The following is a 22,879-nucleotide window of genomic DNA, read 5'->3' on the forward strand; positions in this document are numbered from 1 at the left end:
AAGCCCGCAACCGTGGTTGCGGGCTTCTTGATATCTTAATGCCGTGCTTGCCGGTTTAAAGGCTATCTAGCATGCTTTGCGCATCGCTTACATCGAAACGACCTGGATCTTCAACGTTAAGCTTTTTCACTTCACCATCTTCTACAAGCATAGAGTAGCGCAGTGAGCGCAAGCCACCGAAGTTGCTAGTGTTCATATCTAAGCCAATTTGCTTTGTGAAATGACCATTGCCATCGGCAAGCATAATAATTTCTTCAGCGTTATTCGCTTTGCCCCACGCATCCATAACGAACGCATCGTTAACAGACAGGCAAATGATGCTATCTATCCCTTTGGCTTTAATTTTGTCTGCAAGCGCCACATAGCCCGGCAAATGAGCTTGTGAACAGGTTGGCGTAAACGCCCCTGGTACTGCAAACAACACAACGCGCTTGTCCGAGAAAAGTTCATTAGTGCCTGGGTTTGTCACTTCTCCATTGACTAAAAGACCGAAATCCACCTCGGGCAAGGTGCTACCAACTTGTATCATGTTGTTCTCCTAGGGTTTTTGACACAAATACACATCAAATCTATGTTTTTTACTTTCTATTGCCATGGAGGGTTTCTCTCCTGCCAGCACGTCTGCACTGTTTGGGCGTTTCACCACTACCCGGTGCGTGGCTAGCTCTAGTGCTGGCGGTAACAGCGCATCTGCGTCTGGGTCATGACCAAGCAGTTGCTGAAACAGCCGCATTTCCTTTTTCACCAAGGCTGACTTCTTTTTGTGTGGGAACATGGGGTCTAAGTAAATAGCGTTCACATTCTCACCAGTGAAGTATTGCATTACCTCAGCACTATTTCCATGTTGAAGCGACATTTTAGCTGCAAGTTCCGGAAAACTAAGCGCTAATCTGCGAATACCATCTTCAAGTAAGGCGGCAACCACGGGCGATCGCTCTATCATTGTGACCTTGCAGCCAACGCTTACCAAAACAAAGGCATCACGACCTAGCCCAGGTGTTGCATCTACCACATGCCACGCTTCGTTACCTTTAAGGCCAATGGCTTTAACAATAGGTTCTTTGCGCCCGCCACCGTGCTGCTTGCGATACAAACTAGCGGGCGATGCAAAATCAACCTCTACTGGGTTCACTTTTTTCTCGCCTGCGTCGGCAAGGCCTAGCACGCCGTTTTGTACCTGTAGATACAGGCCTTCGGTAGGCTTTTCACTGCTGCTGACAACAGGAAAACCCCACTTCTCACTGATTGCACTAATTAATTTAGCGTCATCGCTATTGGCGTCATCACAAATGATTAAAGGCACATGATTAAGCATGACCGTACTGCTCCTTGTGCCCTATCCACCTATTAATGATGGCTTGAGCGTGAGAGGGATACTTGTCCCAAAGGGTATAGGCAATTTCCTGAACCTTAGGAATAAGAGCGGCGTCGCGCACAAGATCTGCTATTTTAAGCTCGGCCATTCCGGTTTGTTTTGTCCCCATAAACTCACCCGGACCACGAATTTCCAAATCTCGCTGGGCAATATAAAACCCGTCATTAGACTCACGCAATACGCCAAGGCGCTGAGTAGCGGTTTTCGATAGTGGGCTTTGGTACATAAGTACACACTGACTTTCTACCGCACCACGCCCTACTCGCCCTCTAAGCTGGTGAAGCTGCGCTAGGCCCAAGCGTTCAGGGTTTTCAATAATCATGATACTGGCATTGGGCACATCTACGCCTACTTCAATGACGGTAGTTGCGACCAATAAATCCAGCTTTCCGTCTTTAAAGTCAGCCATAACCTGCGCTTTTTCAGCGGGTTTTAATCGCCCGTGTACCAAGCCAACGTGTAAGTCTGGCAGCGCGGTACGCAGGGTAACCGCAGCGTCTTCTGCTGCCTGACATTCCAACACTTCCGACTCATCAATAAGCGTACACACCCAATACGCTTGCCGACCATTTTCTTTACAGGCCTGACGCACTCGCTCTATCACATCAGCGCGGCGTGTATCCGGCAGCACCACAGTTTGTACCGGTGTTCTGCCCGGTGGCAATTCATCAATAACCGAAGTGTCTAAATCGGCATAGGCCGTCATGGCCAGCGTTCTTGGAATAGGCGTTGCCGTCATGATCAGCTGGTGAGGATAGCGGCCTTGTTGCTCACCTTTATCACGAAGGGCTAACCGTTGATGCACGCCAAAACGGTGCTGCTCATCCACAATAACCAGCGCTAACTGCTGGTAGTTCACGCTTTCTTGGAAAATAGCATGGGTACCCACCAACATTTGAATATCACCGGCTTCTAACCGCGCTAATACTTCATTACGGGCTTTGCCTTTAAGCTTTCCGGCAAGCCAACCTACCTCTATTCCCAAAGGCTCTAGCCATCCGCGAAAGTTATTGGCGTGCTGTTCTGCCAATAGCTCTGTGGGCGCCATTAACGCTACCTGATGCCCTGCCCCAATGGCTGATAACGCTGCCAGTGCGGCAACCAAGGTTTTACCCGAGCCAACGTCTCCTTGAACCAAGCGCATCATGGGTCGCGCATGCTGCATATCTTTTTGAATGTCTTGTACCACGCGAGCCTGAGCACCCGTTGGTGAAAATGGTAATTGGGCAAGCATTTTATCGATAAGCGGCTGATTCACCTTAATGGGAATGCCAGGCTGCGCATCTGATAGCTTTCGCACTTTAAGCACACTAAGGTGATGAGACAGCAGCTCTTCAAGAATTAACCGATACTGGGCAGGGTGCAACCCCTCTTCCATTTCGTGAACGTCGACATCAGGCGGCGGCCTGTGTACCAGATGAAGGGCCTCGTTCAGGCTTATTTGATTATCGTAAATACCGTCGGGCAGCAAATCGGCCAGCGCCCCTTTATCCAAAAGCTTTAAAGCTTGGTCAGTCAAATTACGAAGGGTTAGCTGTTTTACACCGTCGGTAGTGGGATAAACCGGGGTTAGTGATTCTTCTGATGGTGGCGCGTCTTCATCCACAAGCTTAAACTCTGGGTGCATCATCTCAATGCCCCACTTGCCAGTACGCACTTCTCCAAAACAGCGCACCGTGTTGCCTGGTGTCATGATTGAACGCTGCACCGCACCAAAGTGGAAAAAGCGTAAGGTTATGGTACCCGTACCGTCGCTAAGCTTGACCACCAGCATGCGCTTCTTGCCATATTGAATGTCGGCGCTCATTACCTGGCCCTGCACGCTTACATGAGTAAACGGGCGGCACTCTGCCACGCTATAAATACGGGTTCTGTCTTCGTAGCGGTGAGGAAGATGAAACAGAATATCTTGAAGGGTAAACAAACCTATTTTGTTAAGCTTTTCTGCCACCTTTGCGCCTACGCCTTTAAGCGCAGTAATGGGTGTAGTGGCCAGTGCTTGCATCAAGCGATATCCTTCTTTTGGAACATTAACTATTTAACCTTTGAATTGGCACAAGCTGGTGTTATTCAACATGTTATAGGAAAAGAAGTGTAAAGGATTGTTGAGGGGTTGGCGAGTACGCTTTAGGCCAGTTTTTTACGCTGGCCCCTATACAAGTACGAGCAAAACTAAAAGTGCTACCAATAGGTTAGGCCCTAGTCGGCCTCTAGCGCGTTTGCTTCTGCTTTTGTGATCTGCATTTCTTTCCACCAGCTATCGTCGGCATCCACTTCACCAATGGCGTTAATAGCAGGCAAAGGCAAACCTTTGCGTTGGCAAAGTTTATACAAACGCGGGTAACCATTTTGAAAGGCCAATGCTTGGCACTCTTCTTCTGGTAACTGCTGGGTGTTATACATACCTGCAATAGTACGTTGGCGCTGGGCTTCGTAAAGTACTAGCGCTGCGGCTACCGATACGTTCAACGACTGCACCATGCCCATCATAGGAATAACAATGTCGTGATCGGCAACGGCTTTCGCCTCATCAGAGGCACCGTATTTCTCTTGACCAAACAAAATAGCCGTAGGCTTGGTGTAATCAATATCACGAAAATCGACAGCGGTATCAGATAAGTGGGTTACCAGCACCTGCATACCTTGACCTTTTAATTCAGCCATCGCGTCGTTGATATTATCGTGATTGGTTTGACGCACCCATTGTTGGCTGCCCATAGCGGTGCCGCGACGAAACTGGTATTTCTTTTCCCACACGGTGTGAACGCGATGAATACCCACTGCATCACAGGTTCTCACTACTGCAGATACGTTATGCGGCTTGTGTACATTTTCAAGGCAAACCGTAAGATCTGTTTGCCTTCTTTCCAGCACTTGTCTTATGCGTTGGTAACGCTCAGGTGACATGGCTTACTCCGGCAGTTCCATTACACCATCAATTTCAATTTGTGCACCTTTAGGCAATGCCGACACCTGAACGGCTGCGCGTGCTGGGTAAGGCTTGGTGAAGTAACGGCTCATAATTTCATTAACCGTTGCAAAGTGACCTAGGTCGATAAGGAAGATGTTCACCTTCACTAAGTCGTTTGTAGTGCCGCCCGTAGCGTCACACACCGCTTTAATGTTCTCAAAAACTTGTACAGCTTGCGCTTCAAAGTCGTCAGAAACCATTTCCATAGTTTCAGCAACAAGAGGAATTTGCCCTGAAAGATAAATGGTAGTACCTGCTTTAACTGCTTGGCTGTAAGTACCAATAGCAGCAGGTGCCTTATCGGTCTGAATAATAGACTTAGACATAGTAGTTCCTAAATAGTGTAGTAATTAGTGTCGTGATTGACTATGACGAGACACTCTTTGAACTTCCGGCATGGTACGTATTTTCTTCATTACGCGAGCCAGGTGCACACGGTTGTGCGTGGTAAGTTCAAGGTCAATAAAGTAGATATTACTCTCTTTCTCTTCAGTTTGCAGACCAATGATATTGGAATCGCACCCTGAAATGGTGTTCGTTAAAGTTGCCAGTGTGCCCTGATGGTTAAACAACTCTATACGCAATGACGCTTTAAATTCGCCTTGCGGGTTGTCGTCCCACTGCATGGGCAATACGCGTTGAGGTTCTTCTCGCGTAAGCTTGCGAATATTGTTACACCCAATTTGGTGAATAGTCATGCCGCGGCCTGGGCTTAAAACCGCTACAATTTCATCGTCTGGAATAGGATGGCAACAACGAGAATAGTGAACAAGCAGGCCTTCTGTGCCGCGAATAGCCACATTACCTTTCTTGTCTGATAAGTCTGTTGTGCTTTCACCCAATAAACGGCGCGCTACAATTGCGCTTAGCTCGTTACCAAGCCCGATATCTACTAGCAAATCGTCAAAATTAGCATGCTTAGTTTCGGCCACCACACGTTCGATATCTTCGTTTGGAATATCGTCTAATTTCACGCTGCCTAACGCATGGCGAAGTAGACGGTTACCCATGTTGACCGCTTCTTGAGAGTGCTGTTTACGCAGATACTGACGAATACGGGTTCGCGCGCGAGCGCTCACAACAAAGTTTAGCCAGTTCGCATTAGGCTTCGCTTTCGGCGAGGTAATAATTTCCACGGTTTGACCGTTTTCAAGCGGCTTGCTTAAGCTAAAGTTTCTGCGCTCTACGCGCACACCTACGCAGGTATTACCCACATCGGAATGCACGGCATAAGCGAAGTCAACGGCGGTTGCGCCCATTGGCAACTCGATAATACGTCCGTCTGGTGTAAATACGTAAATTTCATCAGGGAACAGGTCGGTTTTTACCGATTCGATGAATTCAAAGGATGAGCTGGCCGATTGCTGAAGCTCAAGCAGGCTTTGCATCCACTTGCGCGCTCGAAGCTGTGCAGTGGTGCCATTATCGCCAGGCTCTTTGTAAAGCCAGTGCGCCGCCACTCCTTTGTCTGCCATTTGGTCCATTTCCTGGGTTCGAATTTGAATTTCCACAGGAATGCCGTGCGGGCCAATTAATGACGTATGCAACGACTGATAGCCGTTGGTTCGAGGGATAGCGATATAATCTTTAAAACGGTTTTCAATAGGCTTGTACAGCCCATGCATAGCACCGAGGGCGCGATAACAGTTATCTACCGATTGAACAACGATGCGAAACGCATAAATATCCATTACCTCATTGAACATAAGTTCTTTGTTTTTCATTTTGCGGTAAATGGAATACAAGTGTTTTTCGCGACCCAATACATTCGACTCAATTTGGTAGGCGTCTAAACGAGTGTTCAGCTCTTCGCGAATGTTTTCGATAATCTCTTTACGATTACCGCGGGCCTGGCGCACAGCAGACTTTAGTGCGCGATGGCGCATAGGATACATGGCCTGAAAACCTAAATCTTCAAGCTCATTTTTAATGTCGTGAATACCCAAGCGGTGGGCGATTGGCGCGTAGATCTCTAGCGTTTCTAGCGCAATGCGGCGGCGCTTGTCTGGTCGTAATGACCCGAGCGTGCGCATGTTGTGCGTGCGATCAGCAAGCTTGATAAGAATAACCCTGATGTCTTGCACCATGGCCATCATCATTTTACGGAAGTTCTCCGCCTGCGCTTCCTGTTTAGTGCTAAACGCGAGTTTATCTAGCTTACTAACACCTTCTACCAGTTCAGCAACGGTATCGCCAAAAGCTTCGGCTAAGTCTTCTTTGCTGTAATGGGTATCTTCAATAACGTCGTGAAGGAGTGCCGCCATGATCGTTTCGTGATCAAGGTGCATGTCAGCCAAAATACCGGCAACTGCAACTGGGTGAGTAATGTACGGATCGCCGCTTGAACGCATTTGTCCGTCATGCGCTTCTTGCGCAAGCACAAAAGATTCTTGTACCAACTGAACGCGGTCGGCTGGTAAGTACTCTAAAACTTTCTGCTTTAAACCTTCAAACAAATACACAGTGAAGCGTGACCCTTATCTAACGTTACAACCCTAAGAATACGTTTAATTGTGCAAGAAGCCAATACGCCAAAAGTAAAGCGCCAGTGCTTTTTTCAAAGCACTGGCGCTAAAATACCGATAAAACCGTTAAAAAGAGGTTTTATTGATCAGATAGGATGTTTGCTACTGATGCAAATTCAGCATGTTCTTGCTGCTCTTGAGCTTGAAGTTCTGCTTGTTCAAGCGTAGCAGCCGTTACCAAACCTTCTTCAATTTCACGAAGTGCTGTAACAGTTGGCTTATCGTTTTGAACGTCAACCATAGGATCTTTGCCTTCAGTGGCAATTTGACGTGCACGGCGTGCAGCAACAAGCACTAGGTCAAAGCGGTTACCAATTTTATCTACGGCATCTTCTACAGTTACGCGAGCCATGTATTTCTCCGAAAATTAGGTTGAGCAAGTTATTCAAAAAACGGCCGCGTAGTATACACAGATACGTGGCGCGATCCTAGCGTTTTGTTTGAATTTGAAGCAGTCAGATCATGCAATTTATGCAGCGATCGTTCGATGCTAAAACAAAACACGTGTTGTTAAGTTAAGCTTACGCGCTACCGAGCAGTTCGTCCAATAGCACTTGATGGCGCATTTGTTGTTTTCCCGTGCGAAGTCGCTGTGCTGTAACGATGGCTTCCAAATCGTTTAATGCAGTCGCGAAGTCGTCGTTGATAATTACACTTTCGAATTCATTGAAATGAGACATTTCAGCTACGGCTTGCGCCATACGCCCTGCAATGACTTCTTCACTGTCTTGACCGCGATTATTTAAACGCTGCTCTAGCACGTCGAGTGAAGGCGGAAGAATGAAAATACCGCATGTGTCTGGCATAAGCTTTTTAACTTGGCGCGCGCCCTGCCAATCGATATCTAGAAATACGTCAATGCCACGGTGCAAAGTTTGTTCAATTGTCACGCGGGATGTGCCGTAATAATTGCCAAATACTTCTGCGTATTCAAAAAACACACCCTGTTCAATCAGCGCTTCAAACTGCTCTCGGCTCACAAAATGGTAGTGCACGCCGTCGACTTCACCCGGACGAGGTTGACGTGTTGTATGAGATACAGACACCTGCATTGGCGTAGCTGTATTGCTTTCATACTTTTCCATTAGCGCCTTTATAAGGCTTGATTTTCCTGCTCCAGAAGGAGCTGCAAGAATGAATAAGTTGCCGAGTAGTGAAGCCATAGGGTATTAAAATTCTTTCAAAATGTGGTGATTTCAAGTGGCAATGATAGCATATTAAGCGGTTGTGCCGTACCTTTCATTGCATAGTGAAAACTTGGATCACTTTACCAAGCTTATGCCGATGGGTTACCACAGCAAAAATTAATGGGGTCAGAGTACTTTTTCTGGCCCTAAATGTACTCTGACCCCAAAACTAGGAAATAAAGCATGACTCAGCAACTTCTGCCGTGCGTAGAGATAAACCCATCCACTACGCCTGATGCCTGCGTTATCTGGCTTCACGGTCTTGGCGATTCAGGCCATGGTTTTGCGCCTATTGTGCCCGAGCTAAAATTACCCGAATCAATGGCGGTTAAATTTCTCTTTCCTCACGCTCCAGAACGCCCTGTGACTATCAATGGCGGCATGAGAATGCGCGCTTGGTACGATATCAAATCGTTAGATTTTGAAAGCCGTGCGGACTTAGAAGGTGTAAAAGAGTCGGCTGCTCAGGTAGAAGCGCTTATCGAAGCACAAATTGAAAGTGGCATTCCTAGCGAACGTATTGTACTTGCAGGATTTTCTCAGGGCGGTGTTATTGCTCTGCACTTAGCACCTAGATATGCCAATAAATTTGCAGGTGTTATCGCTCTATCTACCTACATGTGCGAGCCATCACTTCTTGGAAGCGAAGCAAACGATATAAACCGTGAAACGCCAATTATGATGGCACATGGTGAGCAAGACGAAGTGGTGCCGGTATTTATGGGCAATGCTGCGTTTAAAACGCTGAGCGGAAGTGGCTTTAATGCCACGTGGCAGACTTACACCATGCAGCACAATGTTTGTATGCAAGAGCTTAACGACATAAGTGCTTGGCTTCAAAAAGTTCTAGGGTAATGCCTTAAGAGCCTGTTGGTTCTTGCTGCAAATTACGTTCATATAATAAAGATCAACAGGCCCTAGTATTTAAACAAAAGAGAAAGCTGGTGAAGCAACAAAAGCCAGCTTTCTTCTTAGCGTAAGTGGGTACACGTCTGTCGATTGAAAAGTCGCGCCTTCCGTCTCTTCTTTATTTCATGTTTATTCCAAAACTATTCGACGACTCTGTTGCGCCCCGCATTTTTAGCTTTGTAAAGGTTGTCATCGGCCTGCTTCAAACAAGCGTGCAAGTTTGTATCAGTAAGCGCTGTGGCTACACCAAAGCTTGCGGTTATCGAGTGATTCACATCACCCTCTACAAACGGATTAGCTTCAACCACCTTCCTTATTTTTTCCGCTAATTTTACCGCTTGGCTCAACGTTGCATGAGGGAATAGGACCAAAAACTCTTCACCACCGGTTCTTGCCACCACGTCAGTAGTTCTTACTGCTTCTTTCATTAGGCGAGTGATGTGTATAAGCACTTCGTCACCAATATCGTGGCCATAGGTATCGTTGATTGTTTTGAAATGGTCAATATCTACCACCACCGCACTTAATGGGAAATGAGCACCGGGATCTTGCATTGCGCGTTCAAAAAAAACAGCTTCAAGAAACCGCCTATTGGGAAGTTTTGTAAGTGGATCGGTATTAGCCTGACGCATGCGCTCTAAATTTTCACGCAGCATTTCTTTTCTGCTTTGATGCCAGAAATTTTCACCTATAAAGGCGACGCAAATGAAACAGAACGTAGCGATTAGGAAACGGGAAACATGTTCTGCTGGGTACTCAGCCACTATTTTTTCTTGATTGTAGAGCATAAAAATAGCGATACCCAGAGTTACTGCCACGTAAACCATAGCGGGCTTAAAACGCACAACAATTATCTGAATAAAAAGCAGGGGAAAGATAAAATAAAGCCCGGTGTTATTGAGGCCGCCGGTGTAAACCAAGCCGTTTATGGTAAATGCTACCACTAAGCCTGCTAGATAATAGAAGACATCAACGCGAGGGAACATATGGGATAACGCCACATTGGCGTACACAAAAGCAGCTGACCCCGCCAGCGTTCCAACGAGCAATGGGTTGTTTGTACCCATGTTGATCCACGCCATAAACGCCATAATGGTGCCACCAACATAAGATATGAAATATAGCGTTAAGCGCCTTCGTTTTGCTTCCGCTTCATCTTGCTGGGCACTTCTAAGTAATTGACGCAACGACGAACTGTCCATAAAAAGACTTATCTCCGCATTTAAAACTAATTAACCATTATTCCTTTCAGCATAGACTGAATGTTCAATAATAACCAAGGAGAAAACTGTGCCTAATTTCAAACATTAATACAGAAAATGCGTATACTACGGGATATATCGTATGACGTTATGTGATACATCGTTTTAGTTTCTTTTTATATAGTTTGGAATAGCCATGAGTCACCTCAACACTACCCGCACCGTTCGAATTGCTACTAGAAAAAGTGCTTTAGCGCTTTGGCAAGCAGAGTATGTGAAGGCAAAATTGTTGGAGCATTATCCGTCAATGACCGTTGAGCTTGTGCCTATGAGCACGCAGGGCGACAAAATTTTAGATACACCTCTGGCGAAAATTGGTGGTAAAGGACTTTTCATAAAAGAGCTTGAAATTGCCATGCTTGAAGGCCGTGCCGATATTGCCGTGCACTCTATGAAAGACGTACCCGTTGAATTTCCTGAAGGTTTTGGCCTTCACGCTATTTGTGAGCGAGAAAACCCGTTCGACGCTTTTGTTTCAAATAACCACGACAGTTTAGATGCCCTGCCCCAGGGCGCAGTAGTAGGTACGTCTAGCCTTCGCAGACAATGCCAAATTCGCAAGTATCGCCCTGACCTTATCATCAAGGACCTGCGCGGAAACGTGAATACTCGTCTAGCCAAGCTAGACGCAGGTGAGTACGACGCCATTATCTTAGCTTCTGCTGGCCTTATTCGCCTTGAAATGGAATCTCGTATTCGCATGCCGTTACCCGCTGATATTTCACTACCCGCCGTTGGACAAGGTGCCGTAGGTATTGAGTGCCGTAACGACGATGAAGAGCTAATTAAGTTGCTACAGGCGCTGAACCATACGGACACCAATACACGCGTTACTGCGGAACGCGCCATGAACGAGAGATTGGAAGGCGGCTGCCAAGTACCTATTGGTAGCTTTGCCACGCTTGATGGCGATGTGCTGACACTAACCGGTATGGTTGGTAAGCCAGATGGTTCAGAACTGCTCTTTGCTTCTGCTACAGCGTCGCGAGAAAAAGCCGCAGATATTGGTGTTGAAGTAGCGGAATCCCTTCTTGAGCAAGGTGCCGGTGAAATCTTAAAGGCGCTTTATAACTAAGTTATAGTTTGTCGAATGCGTGCAGGTTTACGCAGTAAAATAAAAGGATGAAAATTCGATAGTATGTTGCTGTTTACACGCCCACTGCCAAAGTTAAAAGCAAGCGCTTCTGCCTTTGAAAAAGCCGGAATTGACGCGGTAGGCATTGCCACGTCTAACATCATTGATATTTCGTCTGAAAGAAAAGCTGCTGCAGAATTTTTAGCGTCAAATGCAGTAAACGCAATTGTTGTTACCAGCGTATATGCTGTAGACACCGTTATTGAAGGCTTACGCGAAACGGCTAACGAATTACCATTGATCATAGCTGTGGGCGATGCCACTGCACGAAAATTACAAGCGGGACTTCAGGCGTTTTCATCGGCGCAGGTTGCTATTCCCGAAGCCCATACATCCGAAGGTATACTGGCAATGCACCAACTTAATGAGGCAAACTGTCAGCATGTCGTTATCATTAAGGGTGAAGGTGGGCGCGACGCCATAGCCACAGGATTAGACGAAAAAGGTATTTTAGTTAATAGCTTTTGCGTTTATAAGAGAGAGCAACTTACAAGCCCAATTTACACAAAACGGTGGAAAATGGGCGAAGTTAGCGGCATTATCGCTACAAGCGAAGCAATGGCACTGCAACTAATTGCGCAATTTGGCCAAGCACTTAAATCTATTAAATGGTTAACAGTGAGTGATCGAATTGCCAAAACCCTCACTAGCCAAGGCATTAAAGAGGTAGCGGTTTGTCAGCGAGCCACCGATCAGGCACTCATCGCCTGGGTAAAGGATAACTGGGAGTATTGAATGGCCAACAACAATGAAAGTAGCCCACAAAAAGAGGAACTCGTGAAAGTGGAAGCTGAAAAAGACGTTATCGAATCTTCTGCCACGCACAGTGAATCAACACCATCGGGTGCTGCTAAAAAGAAATCGTCGGGAAATGGTCTACTGTGGTTTGTTGTAATCATCCTTTTCCTTATTGTGCTTGGTATGGCTGGCGCAGGTTACTGGTATTACATGCAGCAACAGTCGGCAAGCAAGGACTCTGAATCTGCACTTCAAACGACGACCTCTCAGCTAAACACTATTGAGCGTGAGCGCGCTGGTCTTGTTGCCTCTATCGACAAAGTAGCTCGCACCAACCAGACGTTAGAAAGCACGGTAGCCGAGTTAAAAGCGCAAAACGAAAAGCTGACGCTGCAAGCTGAATCGACGCTTGAGCAACTAAATAATATGGAAGGTCGCCGCCCGGCAGACTGGCTCATTGCTGAAGCTGATTACTTAGTTCGCATGGCAGGCAGAAAGCTTTGGTTGGAAAACGACGTACGCACAGCAATTTTGCTGCTAGTTAACGCAGATAAACGCTTAAAGTCGTTGGCCGACCCATCGGTACTTCCGGTTCGCGCAAACCTTGCTGAAGATATTCAAACCTTACAACAGCTTAACCCTGTATCACAAAGTTCCGTCGCTCTCGCGCTTACAGGCATGATTGCTCAAATTGACAAACTGCCACTTGATACCTTCGAAAAACCAGAAGACGCCAATGCAGAAGACACGACCTTATCGGAGTCAGCTGACGACTGGCAGGAGAACCTTGCAAAAGTGTGGCGTTCACTGGTGAACGATTTTCTTACGGTGAAAACTATTGAAGGCCCGGTTGAACCAGTGCTTTCACTAGAAGCCCAGTTCCTAGCAAAAGAGCAGCTTCGTCTGCAGCTTATGCACGCGCAAACTGCCGCGCTTCAGGGCGATGCAGGACTTTACAGCCAGTCGCTTCAATACGCTCAAACGTTAATTATTGAAAAGTTCGACACAGAAAAAAGCCAGGTAACGGGTTTTGTAGATGCACTACAAAACCTCATTGCTACCGATATTTCGCGACCTATCCCAACTGAGCTAGCGTCACAAAAACCGCTAGAGCGTTTACTGGATAGCCGCGTTAAGCAGGTGTTCGGACAAGGAGCTAGTGCACTATGAAATGGTTAGCTATTGCCCTTGCGGTATTAGCCGCATTCGTTGTTGCACTAATTGTTGGCCCAATGTTGTTAGGCGATAAGGGCTACGTACTCATATCACTGGGTAATACCGCTGTTGAAATGACGGTGATTAGCTTTTGTATTTTAGTGATAGGTGCCGTCATTGCCTGGTACGTACTATCTCGACTTGTATTGTGGGCGTTAAGCCTGATCACAGGTTCACATAAATGGTTCGGCACTTTGGGTGAGCGCAAACGTAAGCGTGCGTTTTACGACGGCTTACACGCAATGGCTGCAGGTGATTTTGATACGGCTCAAAAGGCGCTAAGCAAAACCACCAACGGCGATTTCGAAGGCGTTAACTATTTGGCGTCAGCGCAAATTGCTTTTGCCAATAACGATTTAGCCAAAGCCCGTTATTTCCTTGTTCAGGCAACTGACTTTCCAAAAGCGAAAGTAGCCGCAACGGTCATGCACGCGCGTATTGATATGGCTGAAGAAAAATACGATGCGGCACTAGAGAAACTTAACGAGCTTGACGAGCAAGACCGTGAAAACAAGCAAGTTGTGCAGTTAAAAGCGCAAATTCTTGCCAAGCTAGGTAAATGGCAAGTACTTCAAGAAAATTTGTCAGGCTGGCGTAAAGCATTGCCCAAAGCAGACTACACTACATGGAGCCAGCGCATCGCCAAAGGTAAGTTTGCCGAAATTGCCAGCAAACAAGGCGCTGTCGAGCTTAAATCGTATTGGGAAACCCTACCTCGTAAGCTTCGTCACGACGATGCTTACCGCGCGGCCTACATTCAACAGTTACTTGACCAAGGTATGCATGCCGACGCACAGAATTTGCTAGTTGAATGGCAAAAACGTGGCCCGAATAGCGCCCTGTTTCCGCTGTTCACGCAGCTTAATATTCCTGATGCATCGCCATCACTACGACTGCTTGAAAGCTGGATAAAGCAAGACGAAGAAAACGTGTCGCTATACTCCACGCTAGGCCAAGTTGCATTTAACTCAGGCGATGATGTGTTGGCAGAAAAAGCCCTGCTTAAAGCCACTAAAATGAAGTCGCGCAAAGAAGACTTATTGCTGCTGTCTGCAATTAGCGAACGCAAGCACGACACAGCCACTGCACTTCAGCTTTACAAGGAAGGTCAGCAGCTAGCCAGCTAGATGAATATTCATTTAGCTTTCTGGTAGTACTTGTATTACCCGTAAAATTGAAGATATAGTAAAAAGGAATTCTCAATTCGGGTTGTTTCAACAACAACCCGAATTGACTTAAACAACTTGTCGGAGTGCTTCACTGTTAACCCAGTAAGCTGAGACCGCGAAAGTGGGATCCGTAGAACCTGATCAGGCTAATACCTGCGAAGGGAACAAGAAAATACAATGTGCACAATGTTAAACCGTAGTTTAGCGTTGTGAAGCGAAGTTGTTTTGCTGTTGTTGATATAGACACACCCATGACGGTGCTGCTCGTCACTCAAGGTAAACTGTTTAAGTTTATCGCCAAGTCAACATCAAGGGTGTAAAGGGCTGCAATCACCAAAACCTTTACCAACAATCTCGCTAAAGTAACGGAGTTATCCCCTTCTACACTTACACTTTGTATTCTCCTTCACTCCTGACAAGCATTTTTAGAACCTAAATTTACAAGGTAAAATGCTATGTCGAACAGACGCGAACAGCGCCAACAAGCACAACAATTCATTAATGAACTTGCGGGCGAAGCTTACCCAAATTCAACACGCCACTACGAGTGTGGCAGCCGTGACGATATTCGTGTGGCCATGCGCCTTATTCACCAACACGACAGTTTAGTGGGTGGAACCGAAGACAACCCTATTTTAGAGCCGAATCCGCCCATTCCTGTGTACGACACCTCTGGCCCTTATGGCGACCCGCTAGAAAACATAGATGTACACAAAGGTTTAAACCCACTTCGCCAAAAGTGGATTGAAGAGCGCAGCGATACCCTTGAATTAGAGGGCGTTTCGTCAAGCTTTGCGAAAGAGCGTGAAAACGACATTTTTACCGAAGATTTCCGCTTTATTCGCAGCCGCAAACCACTAAAAGCAAAAGCAGGTAAAAACGTAACCCAGCTTCACTACGCAAGACAGGGCATTATTACCCCTGAAATGGAATACATTGCCATTCGCGAGAATATGGGCCGCCAAGCCATTAAAGATGCCGAACTGACGCAACAGCACAAAGGCGAGCACTTTGGTGCGAATTTACCCGATACCATCACGCCAGAATTTGTACGCCAGGAAGTGGCCGCAGGCCGCGCCATTATTCCATGCAACATCAACCACCCCGAGTTAGAACCAATGATTATAGGGCGTAACTTTCTAGTAAAGATTAACGCCAATATTGGTAATTCAGCAGTCACCTCGTCTATTGAAGAAGAGGTAGAAAAGCTGGTGTGGTCAACGCGCTGGGGCGCCGATACCATCATGGATTTATCTACCGGCAGAAATATTCACGAAACCCGAGAGTGGCTGCTGCGAAACAGTCCTGTTCCTCTTGGCACCGTCCCCATCTATCAAGCGCTAGAAAAAGTAAACGGTGTAGCCGAAGACTTAACGTGGGAGATGTTTAAAGACACCCTAATTGAGCAAGCTGAACAAGGCGTAGACTACTTCACCATTCACGCTGGCGTGCTGCTTGAGTACGTACACCTTACCGCAAAGCGGGTAACCGGCATTGTATCGCGCGGCGGTTCGATAATGGCAAAGTGGTGCTTAAGCCACCACCAGCAAAGCTTTCTGTATGAGCACTTTCACGATATTTGCGAAATTTGCGCTAAGTACGATGTGGCGCTGTCGCTAGGTGATGGCTTGCGCCCTGGTAGCGTAGCTGACGCTAACGACGACGCGCAATTCTCTGAATTACGTACCCTTGGTGAGCTGACGAAAATTGCATGGGAGTACGATGTTCAGGTAATGATTGAAGGCCCGGGGCATGTGCCAATGCATATGATTAAAGCGAACATGGAAGAGCAGCTTAAGCACTGCCACGAAGCGCCGTTTTATACCCTTGGCCCCCTCACCACCGATATCGCTCCTGGCTACGATCACTTCACTTCAGGTATAGGTGCCGCCATGATTGGTTGGTATGGCTGCGCAATGCTGTGCTATGTAACACCTAAAGAGCATTTGGGCCTACCTAACAAAGAAGACGTTAAACAGGGGCTGATCACCTACAAAATTGCAGCCCACGCTGCCGACTTGGCGAAAGGACACCCAGGTGCACAAATTCGCGACAACGCCATGTCGAAAGCTCGTTTTGAATTCAGGTGGGAAGACCAGTTCAATTTAGCTCTCGACCCACATACCGCGCGCGCTTATCACGATGAAACCTTGCCGCAGGCGTCTGGCAAAGTTGCGCATTTCTGCTCTATGTGCGGCCCTAAATTTTGCAGCATGAAAATTTCTCAGGAAGTGCGCGATGTGGCTAAACAAGCACAGCAGCAAGAGTTTGAGAAAGAAAAAGGTATGAAAGAGATGGCCCAGGCCTTCAATCAGTCTGGCGCAGAGCTTTATCACACTGCAGATAGCAAGGTAGAGCTACCATGATGGCGAAAGCGTCCATAAGCCCTGCATCCAACAACCTCACCACTGCACTTCCTGTAGTGTGGTGTGTGGGAGGCGTTGACTGTAGCGGTGGTGCGGGCGTTACCCGCGACGCCATTACATTGGCCGATCTGAACATCCATGCTTGTGTGCTCACTACACAGCTTACCGTCCAGTCCAACTCAATCATGCTTAGTAAGGAAAGCATGTGCGCGTCGGCATTAAATCAGCAGTGGCAGGTGCTGTTTGAAGATACCCCGCCACGCGCTATTAAGATTGGCGCTATTGCTAATGATGAGCAAGCGCTGTTGTTGTGTGCACGTATTCAAAAAACATCTAACCCTCGCCCCTTCGTTGTATGGGACCCTGTACTGTCTACCTCGTCCGGTGGCGTGCTGAGTGAGTTAAGCGAAAGCGTAGTTGACGAACTGTTGAATACGGTAGATATCGTTACGCCAAATATCGATGAGCTTGCGTGGCTCACCCATTTGCCTGTTGTTGATGAAGCGAGCTTGCTAACTGCAATCAATCGGCTAAGGGGTAAAGGCGCAAAGAGCGTGTACGTGAAAGGCGGTCACGCCCACTGGCAAAAAAATGTAAGCGATATTTTTGTTTGTGCCTCTCACACTCTTCGTTTTAGCCAGCCGAAATACGCTAACGGCAACCTTCGCGGCACAGGCTGTATGTTAGCCAGCGCATTAGCGGCATTCATTGTGCACGACTACTGCATTGAAGACGCACTTACGCTTGCTAATGCTTACGTCAGCGAAGTTCGTGGCCATACACTACCAAAGCAATGCGCAGCGGCTAACGCAAACGCCATAAGTAACGAATTAACCGCCTACTTTGCACGAACCAACGGCTTTCCCGCAAAACCAGAGAGCTTTCCGCTGGTGACCTTTCACCAACGTGGTGCCACTGCCAATGAAAAAGAGCGGGATAAGGATACCCTTCTTGAAGCCTCGTCTTGTAAAGAAGGCCACTTTCCTGCACTTACTCATACTCATTTAGGCATCTACCCTGTAGTGGATAGCGTGCAATGGATAGCCCGCCTCTGGCCAACGGGCGTAAAAATCATGCAGCTGCGGGTTAAACAAGGCTCCCAAGAAGACATTCGTCAGCAAATAAAAGAGGCAATAGAATTGGTGAAACACACCGACTGCCAATTATTCATTAATGACTATTGGGAGCTGGCCATAGAACTCGGGGCTTACGGAGTGCACTTGGGACAAGAGGATATCGACACCGCAGACCTAAACGCCATCCGTAGTGCGGGTTTACGGCTTGGAATATCAACGCACGGCTTCGCTGAAATTCAACGTGTTCGCGCTTTAAACCCATCTTACATTGCCCTTGGTCATATCTTCCCCACCAATACCAAAGACATGCCTTCGAAGCCTCAAGGTGTAGCACGATTAGAAAAATATGTGCAGCTTTGCGATGGCATTCCCACCGTTGCTATTGGTGGTATTAACTTATCGCGCATAGGCGATGTAGCTAAAACCGGCGTTAACGGCATTGCTGTGGTAAGTGCAATCACTCAGGCAGAACACCCGCTAAAAGCCTACCAAGCATTGGTTCAGGAGGCTGGATTTGCTTAGTCATTCAGCTACTCATTCACTTAGTCACTCAGTGGGCCAGCAGTTAGCGCATCAGGATATACGTCGCTACAGCAGACAACTTTTACTTGATTGCATTGATCACGACGGACAGCTTAATTTGGCGAGTGCACACGCTGTTATCGTTGGTTTAGGAGGATTAGGCAGCTTAACCGCCCGCTATTTAGCAGGCGCAGGCGTGGGCAACATTACACTTATAGATGGTGACACCGTCGACATTAGTAATTTGCAGCGCCAGCTAAGCTACAACGAAATGCACCTGGGCGAGCTTAAAGCCAAGTCGCTTTACAATGAACTGCGTAAAGTGAATTCGCATTTAAACATACAGTTTAAAAGCTTATTTGCTGATAGTAACAACTTACCAACATTAATTGCATCAGCCACCTGCGTGCTGGATTGTACCGACAACGTGACGGTACGAAGACAGATAAACCTGGCCTCGTTTCGCGCATCTATTCCGCTTTTTATTGCCGCAGCCAGTGGGCTTACCTGGCAAGCGCTGAACTTGCCTCAAAACTCAGCCACCTGCGGTTGCTACGAGTGTTTAGTGAATAATGTTGCCGTACGCGAGGATTGCGTTAGCAAAGGCGTACTGGGCCCAGTAGTAGGCATGGCAGCATGCCACCAAGCTACCCAAGCCTTGTTATTTCTGGCAAGAGGCTTCGATGCCGATATTAAATGGGGCCATTACGTAAACGCCCATGCAGGCCAAGGTACGCTTCAAAGTTTCAAGCTTCCCCCCTCTTCTTCTTGTGAGGTATGCCAATGACCCAAATTAATATCAACGTGAACAATCAACCAATGAGCGTGATTTCTCCTATATCACTTAGTGAATTAATTGCTCTTAAACAATTGAAAGACGAAGGCACCGCCGTTGCCAAAAATGCCGCCATTATCAGCAAGAATGAATGGCCAACAACCTACTTAAGTAACAACGATACCGTGGATATCTTCACCCTAGTGGCAGGAGGCTAAAATGCTAACACTCGCAAATCACACCTTCCCTTCCCGCCTGTTAACTGGCACTGGCAAATTTAGTAACCCGGACACCATGAAAAGCGCGGTACAGGCAGCCAAGAGCAGCATGGTGACCTTGGCAATGAAGCGTGTCGCCAGCCATAGCTCACAAGATGAAACGCTTTCGGCATTAAAAGCATTGGGCGTTACTCTTTTGCCGAACACGTCGGGAGCTAAGAACGCAAAAGAAGCCATATTCGCCGCCGAACTTGCGTACGAAGCATTAGGTAGCCCTTGGGTGAAGCTGGAAATTCATCCAGACCAACGCTACTTGTTGCCCGACCCCATCGAAACCCTGCTTGCCGCAGAGGCACTGGTTAAAAAAGGGTTTCACGTTTTGCCTTACTGCGGAGCAGACCCCGTTTTATGTAAACGCTTAGAAGAGGTAGGCTGCGCTGCCGTTATGCCATTGGGCGCGCCTATTGGCAGTAATCAGGGCTTACAAACCAAACCCTTTTTGCAAATTATTGTTGAGCAAGCGTCGATACCCGTCATTGTAGATGCAGGCATTGGTAAGCCAAGCGAAGCTATGGCGGCCATGGAGCTGGGAGTAGACGCAGTATTGGTGAATACGGCCATCGCCACGGCTAAGGACCCAGTTGCTATGGCAGCAGCTTTCGCAAGTGCCGTAGAAACGGGGCGAAAAGTCTTTGAAGCTGGACTTGGTGCTACCAGCAGTTTTGCCCAAGCCTCTAGCCCGCTTACCGCCTTTTTGGAGCCGGCGGTATGAAGGTAGCGCAGGCATTAATGCAGCAAGACTTGCCGCATGTGGCCATGTCGATAAACAGCAAAACAGCAGGCGACGTAGAACGAGCGTTAGGTAAAGATACACTTTCTTTAGACGACTTCATGGCGCTGATCTCTCCCGCTGGCGCTAAGTACTTAGAAGCCATGGCCTATCGCGCTAAAGCAATTACTCGCCATCGCTTTGGCAATACCATGCAGCTGTTTGTACCTTTGTATTTATCAAACTTGTGTGCCAACGAATGTACCTACTGCGGCTTTACAATGAGCAACAAAATAAAGCGCAAAACCCTGTCTATAAGCGAAGTGTTGACCGAAATTGAAGCCATCAAAGATTTAGGCTTTTCACAGGTGTTACTGGTTACTGGCGAACATGAAACCAAAGTGGGGATGGAATATTTTGAGCAAACACTAAGCGCCATTCGCGAAAAGGTGAGCTACCTTATGATGGAGGTACAACCTTTAAAGCGCGAGCAATATGAAACCTTGAAGCACCTGGGCTTAGACGCGGTGTTAGTGTATCAAGAAACCTACTCACCGCAGCATTACGCTAATTACCACACTCGAGGTAAAAAACAGGACTTCCTATGGCGCTTAGAAGCCTCCGATCGCATAGGGAAAGCCGGCATTGATAAAATAGGCATTGGCGCACTACTGGGTTTAGGCGACTGGCGGGTTGATAGCGCCATGACCGCCCTTCACGGCAAGTTAATACAGCAACACTACTGGCAAAGCCGTGTATCTATTGCTTTTCCGCGCCTTCGTAGCTGTGAAGGTAACAGCACTGGCGGCAACGCCCTCACCAACAGTAAACTCCCTAACGAGCGAGATTTGCTGCAGCTAATATGCGCCCACCGCATTTTTAACCCACAAGCAGAACTCTCGCTGTCTACCCGAGAGTCGGCAGTATTTCGGGATGGCGTAATGCCACTTGGCATAACGTCTATGAGTGCAGCGTCGCAAACACAGCCTGGCGGTTACAGCGCCCCATCGAAGGCACTAAATCAATTCGATATTGACGACAACCGATCTGTATCAGATGTCGTGAGCGCACTTTCAATGAAAGGACTGGAACCCGTATGGAAAGACTGGATGCCGTTTACAGAACGTGTTTAAGCGCAAGAATACCTGTATTTTTCGTTTGAAAACTCGCGCTAAAATAGCGCACTTTTAATGGATTAATCGATTAGTTTTTGTAAGGGAAAATAAGAGAAAATTTGTTTTGCTTTCGTGCAAAACCCTCCGTACAATCCGCCCAAATTTTAGCCAGACACTTTACCTATGCGTCTGGCTTTTTTGTCTCATTTATCTCATATTAGATTTATCAAAACTAAAGGGCAGTGCGTTGGATACCGTTGAATTTATTCAAATTCGTAGATTTATAGTGAAGCTAGGCAAAATGCTGCACAAGTACGGTACCCCTGCGTTCCGTCTTGAAGCTTACCTTGGCGAAGTCGCTAAGTATTTAGGTGTACACGCTTCATTTATTTCGACGCCAACTTCACTCACTTTTGTTATCTGGAGCGACCGTCACGAAGACGAATATAACCACGCTGCGCGTTTGCTTCCAGGCGAGCTAGACATGAACGCGTTGTCGCTCACCGATGAACTGGCCAGCGAACTGCTGTCGGGCAAATTAACCTTAAGTGAAGCTGACAAGCGCTTAAATGAAATAGATGCCATGGGCAGCCCTTACGGTAAATGGGTTACAGGCGTAGCCTTTGCTATGGCCACCGGCGCGTTTGCTATGCTAATGGGTGCAAGCTGGAGTGAAATTGGCTGGTCGGGTGCCTTGGGTATTGTGGCTTATCTTTGGACCTTATGGGCACAGCAGTCTAAACGCGTAAACTTGATGCTAGAGCCTGTCACCGCGTTCGTTGGCGGCATTCTTGCCTGTGCTATTGGTCAATACGTTGACCCTGGCATTAACATTCCGCTGGTTGTGCTTTCATCGGTGATTGTATTTGTACCCGGACTAGCGCTGACAATGGGCCTTGCCGAGCTTTCATCGCGAAACATGGTGTCGGGCACGGCTCGTACTATGGACGCCATCATGCAGCTGTTTAAGCTGTATTTCGGTGCTTTTTTGGGTGTGTCAGTGGGCTTTAGTGCATTTGGTGAAAACGTGTATACCCCTGCAGAATCGCTGCCTTACTGGGCTACTTGGCTAGCGGTATTCTTGCTGTGTATTGCCCTAGTTGCAATATTCAGAACGCGTATTAAACACATTCCATGGGCATTGGCAGCAGCATTTATTGCCTACAGTGCTACCGCATGGAGCTCTGACTACATGAGCCCTGGGCTAGGTGCATTCGTGGGTGCATTTGCGTTAGGCATTTTTGCTAATGCGTTCACCCGCATTGCTAACCAACCCGCAACTATTGTGGCTATGCACGGGCTTATAGTGCTGGTGCCGGGGTCTAAAACCTATATTGGCTTGAACTCGTTTATGACAGGCCAAGACTTTGTGAAGGCCGACCATTTGGGGCAAGAAGTATTTCTTATCTTTATGTCGCTAGTGGCGGGATTAATCTTTGCTAACGTAGCAGTACCCACTAAAAAGGCGCTATAACGTAATGACTGCAACCTTTTGGGGCTTTCGCTAACACACCGTTGTTGTAATTTGGCTGCTCAAAATCACTAGCGCAGC

21 protein-coding genes and 1 riboswitch are annotated in these 22,879 nt (G+C 47.4%); of the genes, 12 read left to right on the forward strand and 9 right to left on the reverse strand.

Annotated elements, in window-relative coordinates; genetic code table 11:
• Positions 1-55: 55 nt before the first annotated feature.
• From MHN09_RS04845 to gmk, 8 genes are all read right to left on the reverse strand, one after another.
• Entirely contained in the window at positions 56-529 is a 474-nt protein-coding gene (locus tag MHN09_RS04845; protein ID WP_014996861.1) for a peroxiredoxin, read from the reverse strand.
• Between the two features lie 9 nt (positions 530-538).
• On the reverse strand, positions 539-1,315 hold the full coding sequence (locus MHN09_RS04850) for a class I SAM-dependent methyltransferase (RefSeq protein ID WP_239239402.1): 777 nt from the start codon (positions 1,313-1,315) through the stop codon (positions 539-541).
• Positions 1,308-3,380: an ATP-dependent DNA helicase RecG gene (recG, locus tag MHN09_RS04855; RefSeq protein WP_049587128.1), complete on the reverse strand. Its 2,073-nt coding sequence runs from the start codon at positions 3,378-3,380 to the stop codon at positions 1,308-1,310. The genes MHN09_RS04850 and recG overlap by 8 nt, the downstream gene beginning before the upstream one ends.
• A 194-nt stretch (positions 3,381-3,574) precedes the next feature.
• On the reverse strand, positions 3,575-4,282 hold the full coding sequence (trmH, locus tag MHN09_RS04860; protein ID WP_014975317.1) for a tRNA (guanosine(18)-2'-O)-methyltransferase TrmH: 708 nt from the start codon (positions 4,280-4,282) through the stop codon (positions 3,575-3,577).
• Positions 4,283-4,285: 3 nt separating this feature from the next.
• Positions 4,286-4,672, reverse strand: coding sequence for a RidA family protein (locus tag MHN09_RS04865; RefSeq protein WP_239239404.1), 387 nt, complete (start codon positions 4,670-4,672; stop codon positions 4,286-4,288).
• Positions 4,673-4,696: 24 nt separating this feature from the next.
• Entirely contained in the window at positions 4,697-6,808 is a 2,112-nt protein-coding gene (spoT, locus tag MHN09_RS04870) for a bifunctional GTP diphosphokinase/guanosine-3',5'-bis pyrophosphate 3'-pyrophosphohydrolase (protein WP_039226917.1), read from the reverse strand.
• A gap of 142 nt (positions 6,809-6,950) precedes the next feature.
• Positions 6,951-7,223 carry a DNA-directed RNA polymerase subunit omega gene (rpoZ, locus tag MHN09_RS04875; protein ID WP_014947805.1) on the reverse strand — a complete coding sequence of 91 codons (273 nt, stop codon included), beginning with the start codon at positions 7,221-7,223 and terminating at the stop codon, positions 6,951-6,953.
• 169 nt (positions 7,224-7,392) lie between these two features.
• The gene (gmk, locus tag MHN09_RS04880) at positions 7,393-8,034 is read right to left on the reverse strand and encodes a guanylate kinase (RefSeq protein WP_156077709.1); all 642 of its coding nucleotides are present in this window, start codon (positions 8,032-8,034) and stop codon (positions 7,393-7,395) included.
• Positions 8,035-8,241: 207 nt separating this feature from the next.
• On the opposite strand from gmk, the gene MHN09_RS04885 reads away from it, so the two are divergent.
• Positions 8,242-8,913, forward strand: coding sequence for an alpha/beta fold hydrolase (locus MHN09_RS04885; protein WP_239239405.1), 672 nt, complete (start codon positions 8,242-8,244; stop codon positions 8,911-8,913).
• 194 nt (positions 8,914-9,107) lie between these two features.
• Here the strand turns inward: MHN09_RS04885 and MHN09_RS04890 are convergent, their stop codons facing one another.
• On the reverse strand, positions 9,108-10,169 hold the full coding sequence (locus MHN09_RS04890) for a GGDEF domain-containing protein (protein ID WP_239239407.1): 1,062 nt from the start codon (positions 10,167-10,169) through the stop codon (positions 9,108-9,110).
• Between the two features lie 196 nt (positions 10,170-10,365).
• Between MHN09_RS04890 and hemC the strand changes: the two genes are divergently transcribed.
• The 11 genes from hemC (at position 10,366) to MHN09_RS04945 (ending at position 22,801) form a co-directional block, all read left to right on the forward strand.
• Entirely contained in the window at positions 10,366-11,304 is a 939-nt protein-coding gene (gene hemC / locus MHN09_RS04895; protein ID WP_014947801.1) for a hydroxymethylbilane synthase, read from the forward strand.
• A gap of 63 nt (positions 11,305-11,367) precedes the next feature.
• On the forward strand, positions 11,368-12,099 hold the full coding sequence (locus MHN09_RS04900) for a uroporphyrinogen-III synthase (RefSeq protein WP_039226924.1): 732 nt from the start codon (positions 11,368-11,370) through the stop codon (positions 12,097-12,099).
• On the forward strand, positions 12,100-13,272 hold the full coding sequence (locus MHN09_RS04905) for a uroporphyrinogen-III C-methyltransferase (protein ID WP_202941595.1): 1,173 nt from the start codon (positions 12,100-12,102) through the stop codon (positions 13,270-13,272).
• A complete protein-coding gene (locus MHN09_RS04910; protein ID WP_202941594.1) occupies positions 13,269-14,444 on the forward strand; it encodes a heme biosynthesis HemY N-terminal domain-containing protein in 1,176 nt (391 codons plus the stop codon). The genes MHN09_RS04905 and MHN09_RS04910 overlap by 4 nt, the downstream gene beginning before the upstream one ends.
• 111 nt (positions 14,445-14,555) lie before the next feature.
• A riboswitch (TPP riboswitch) is annotated at positions 14,556-14,667 on the forward strand.
• A gap of 274 nt (positions 14,668-14,941) precedes the next feature.
• Positions 14,942-16,852 carry a phosphomethylpyrimidine synthase ThiC gene (thiC, locus tag MHN09_RS04915; RefSeq protein ID WP_239239409.1) on the forward strand — a complete coding sequence of 637 codons (1,911 nt, stop codon included), beginning with the start codon at positions 14,942-14,944 and terminating at the stop codon, positions 16,850-16,852.
• The gene (gene thiE, locus MHN09_RS04920) at positions 16,849-18,450 is read left to right on the forward strand and encodes a thiamine phosphate synthase (RefSeq protein WP_202941593.1); all 1,602 of its coding nucleotides are present in this window, start codon (positions 16,849-16,851) and stop codon (positions 18,448-18,450) included. Before thiC ends, thiE begins: the two co-directional genes overlap by 4 nt.
• Positions 18,443-19,237: a HesA/MoeB/ThiF family protein gene (locus MHN09_RS04925; RefSeq protein WP_202941592.1), complete on the forward strand. Its 795-nt coding sequence runs from the start codon at positions 18,443-18,445 to the stop codon at positions 19,235-19,237. Before thiE ends, MHN09_RS04925 begins: the two co-directional genes overlap by 8 nt.
• On the forward strand, positions 19,234-19,443 hold the full coding sequence (thiS, locus tag MHN09_RS04930; RefSeq protein ID WP_014947794.1) for a sulfur carrier protein ThiS: 210 nt from the start codon (positions 19,234-19,236) through the stop codon (positions 19,441-19,443). The genes MHN09_RS04925 and thiS overlap by 4 nt, the downstream gene beginning before the upstream one ends.
• A gap of 1 nt (position 19,444) precedes the next feature.
• Complete coding sequence (locus MHN09_RS04935; RefSeq protein ID WP_202941591.1) at positions 19,445-20,215, forward strand: thiazole synthase; 771 nt, start codon at positions 19,445-19,447, stop codon at positions 20,213-20,215.
• The gene (thiH, locus tag MHN09_RS04940; RefSeq protein ID WP_202941590.1) at positions 20,212-21,345 is read left to right on the forward strand and encodes a 2-iminoacetate synthase ThiH; all 1,134 of its coding nucleotides are present in this window, start codon (positions 20,212-20,214) and stop codon (positions 21,343-21,345) included. The genes MHN09_RS04935 and thiH overlap by 4 nt, the downstream gene beginning before the upstream one ends.
• Before the next feature lie 229 nt (positions 21,346-21,574).
• Positions 21,575-22,801 carry a threonine/serine exporter family protein gene (locus tag MHN09_RS04945; protein WP_239239411.1) on the forward strand — a complete coding sequence of 409 codons (1,227 nt, stop codon included), beginning with the start codon at positions 21,575-21,577 and terminating at the stop codon, positions 22,799-22,801.
• Positions 22,802-22,879 lie beyond the last annotated feature (78 nt).

Origin of the sequence: Alteromonas sp. MmMcT2-5 (assembly GCF_022348315.1) — a bacterium.
In the GTDB taxonomy this organism is placed as follows: domain Bacteria; phylum Pseudomonadota; class Gammaproteobacteria; order Enterobacterales; family Alteromonadaceae; genus Alteromonas; species Alteromonas macleodii.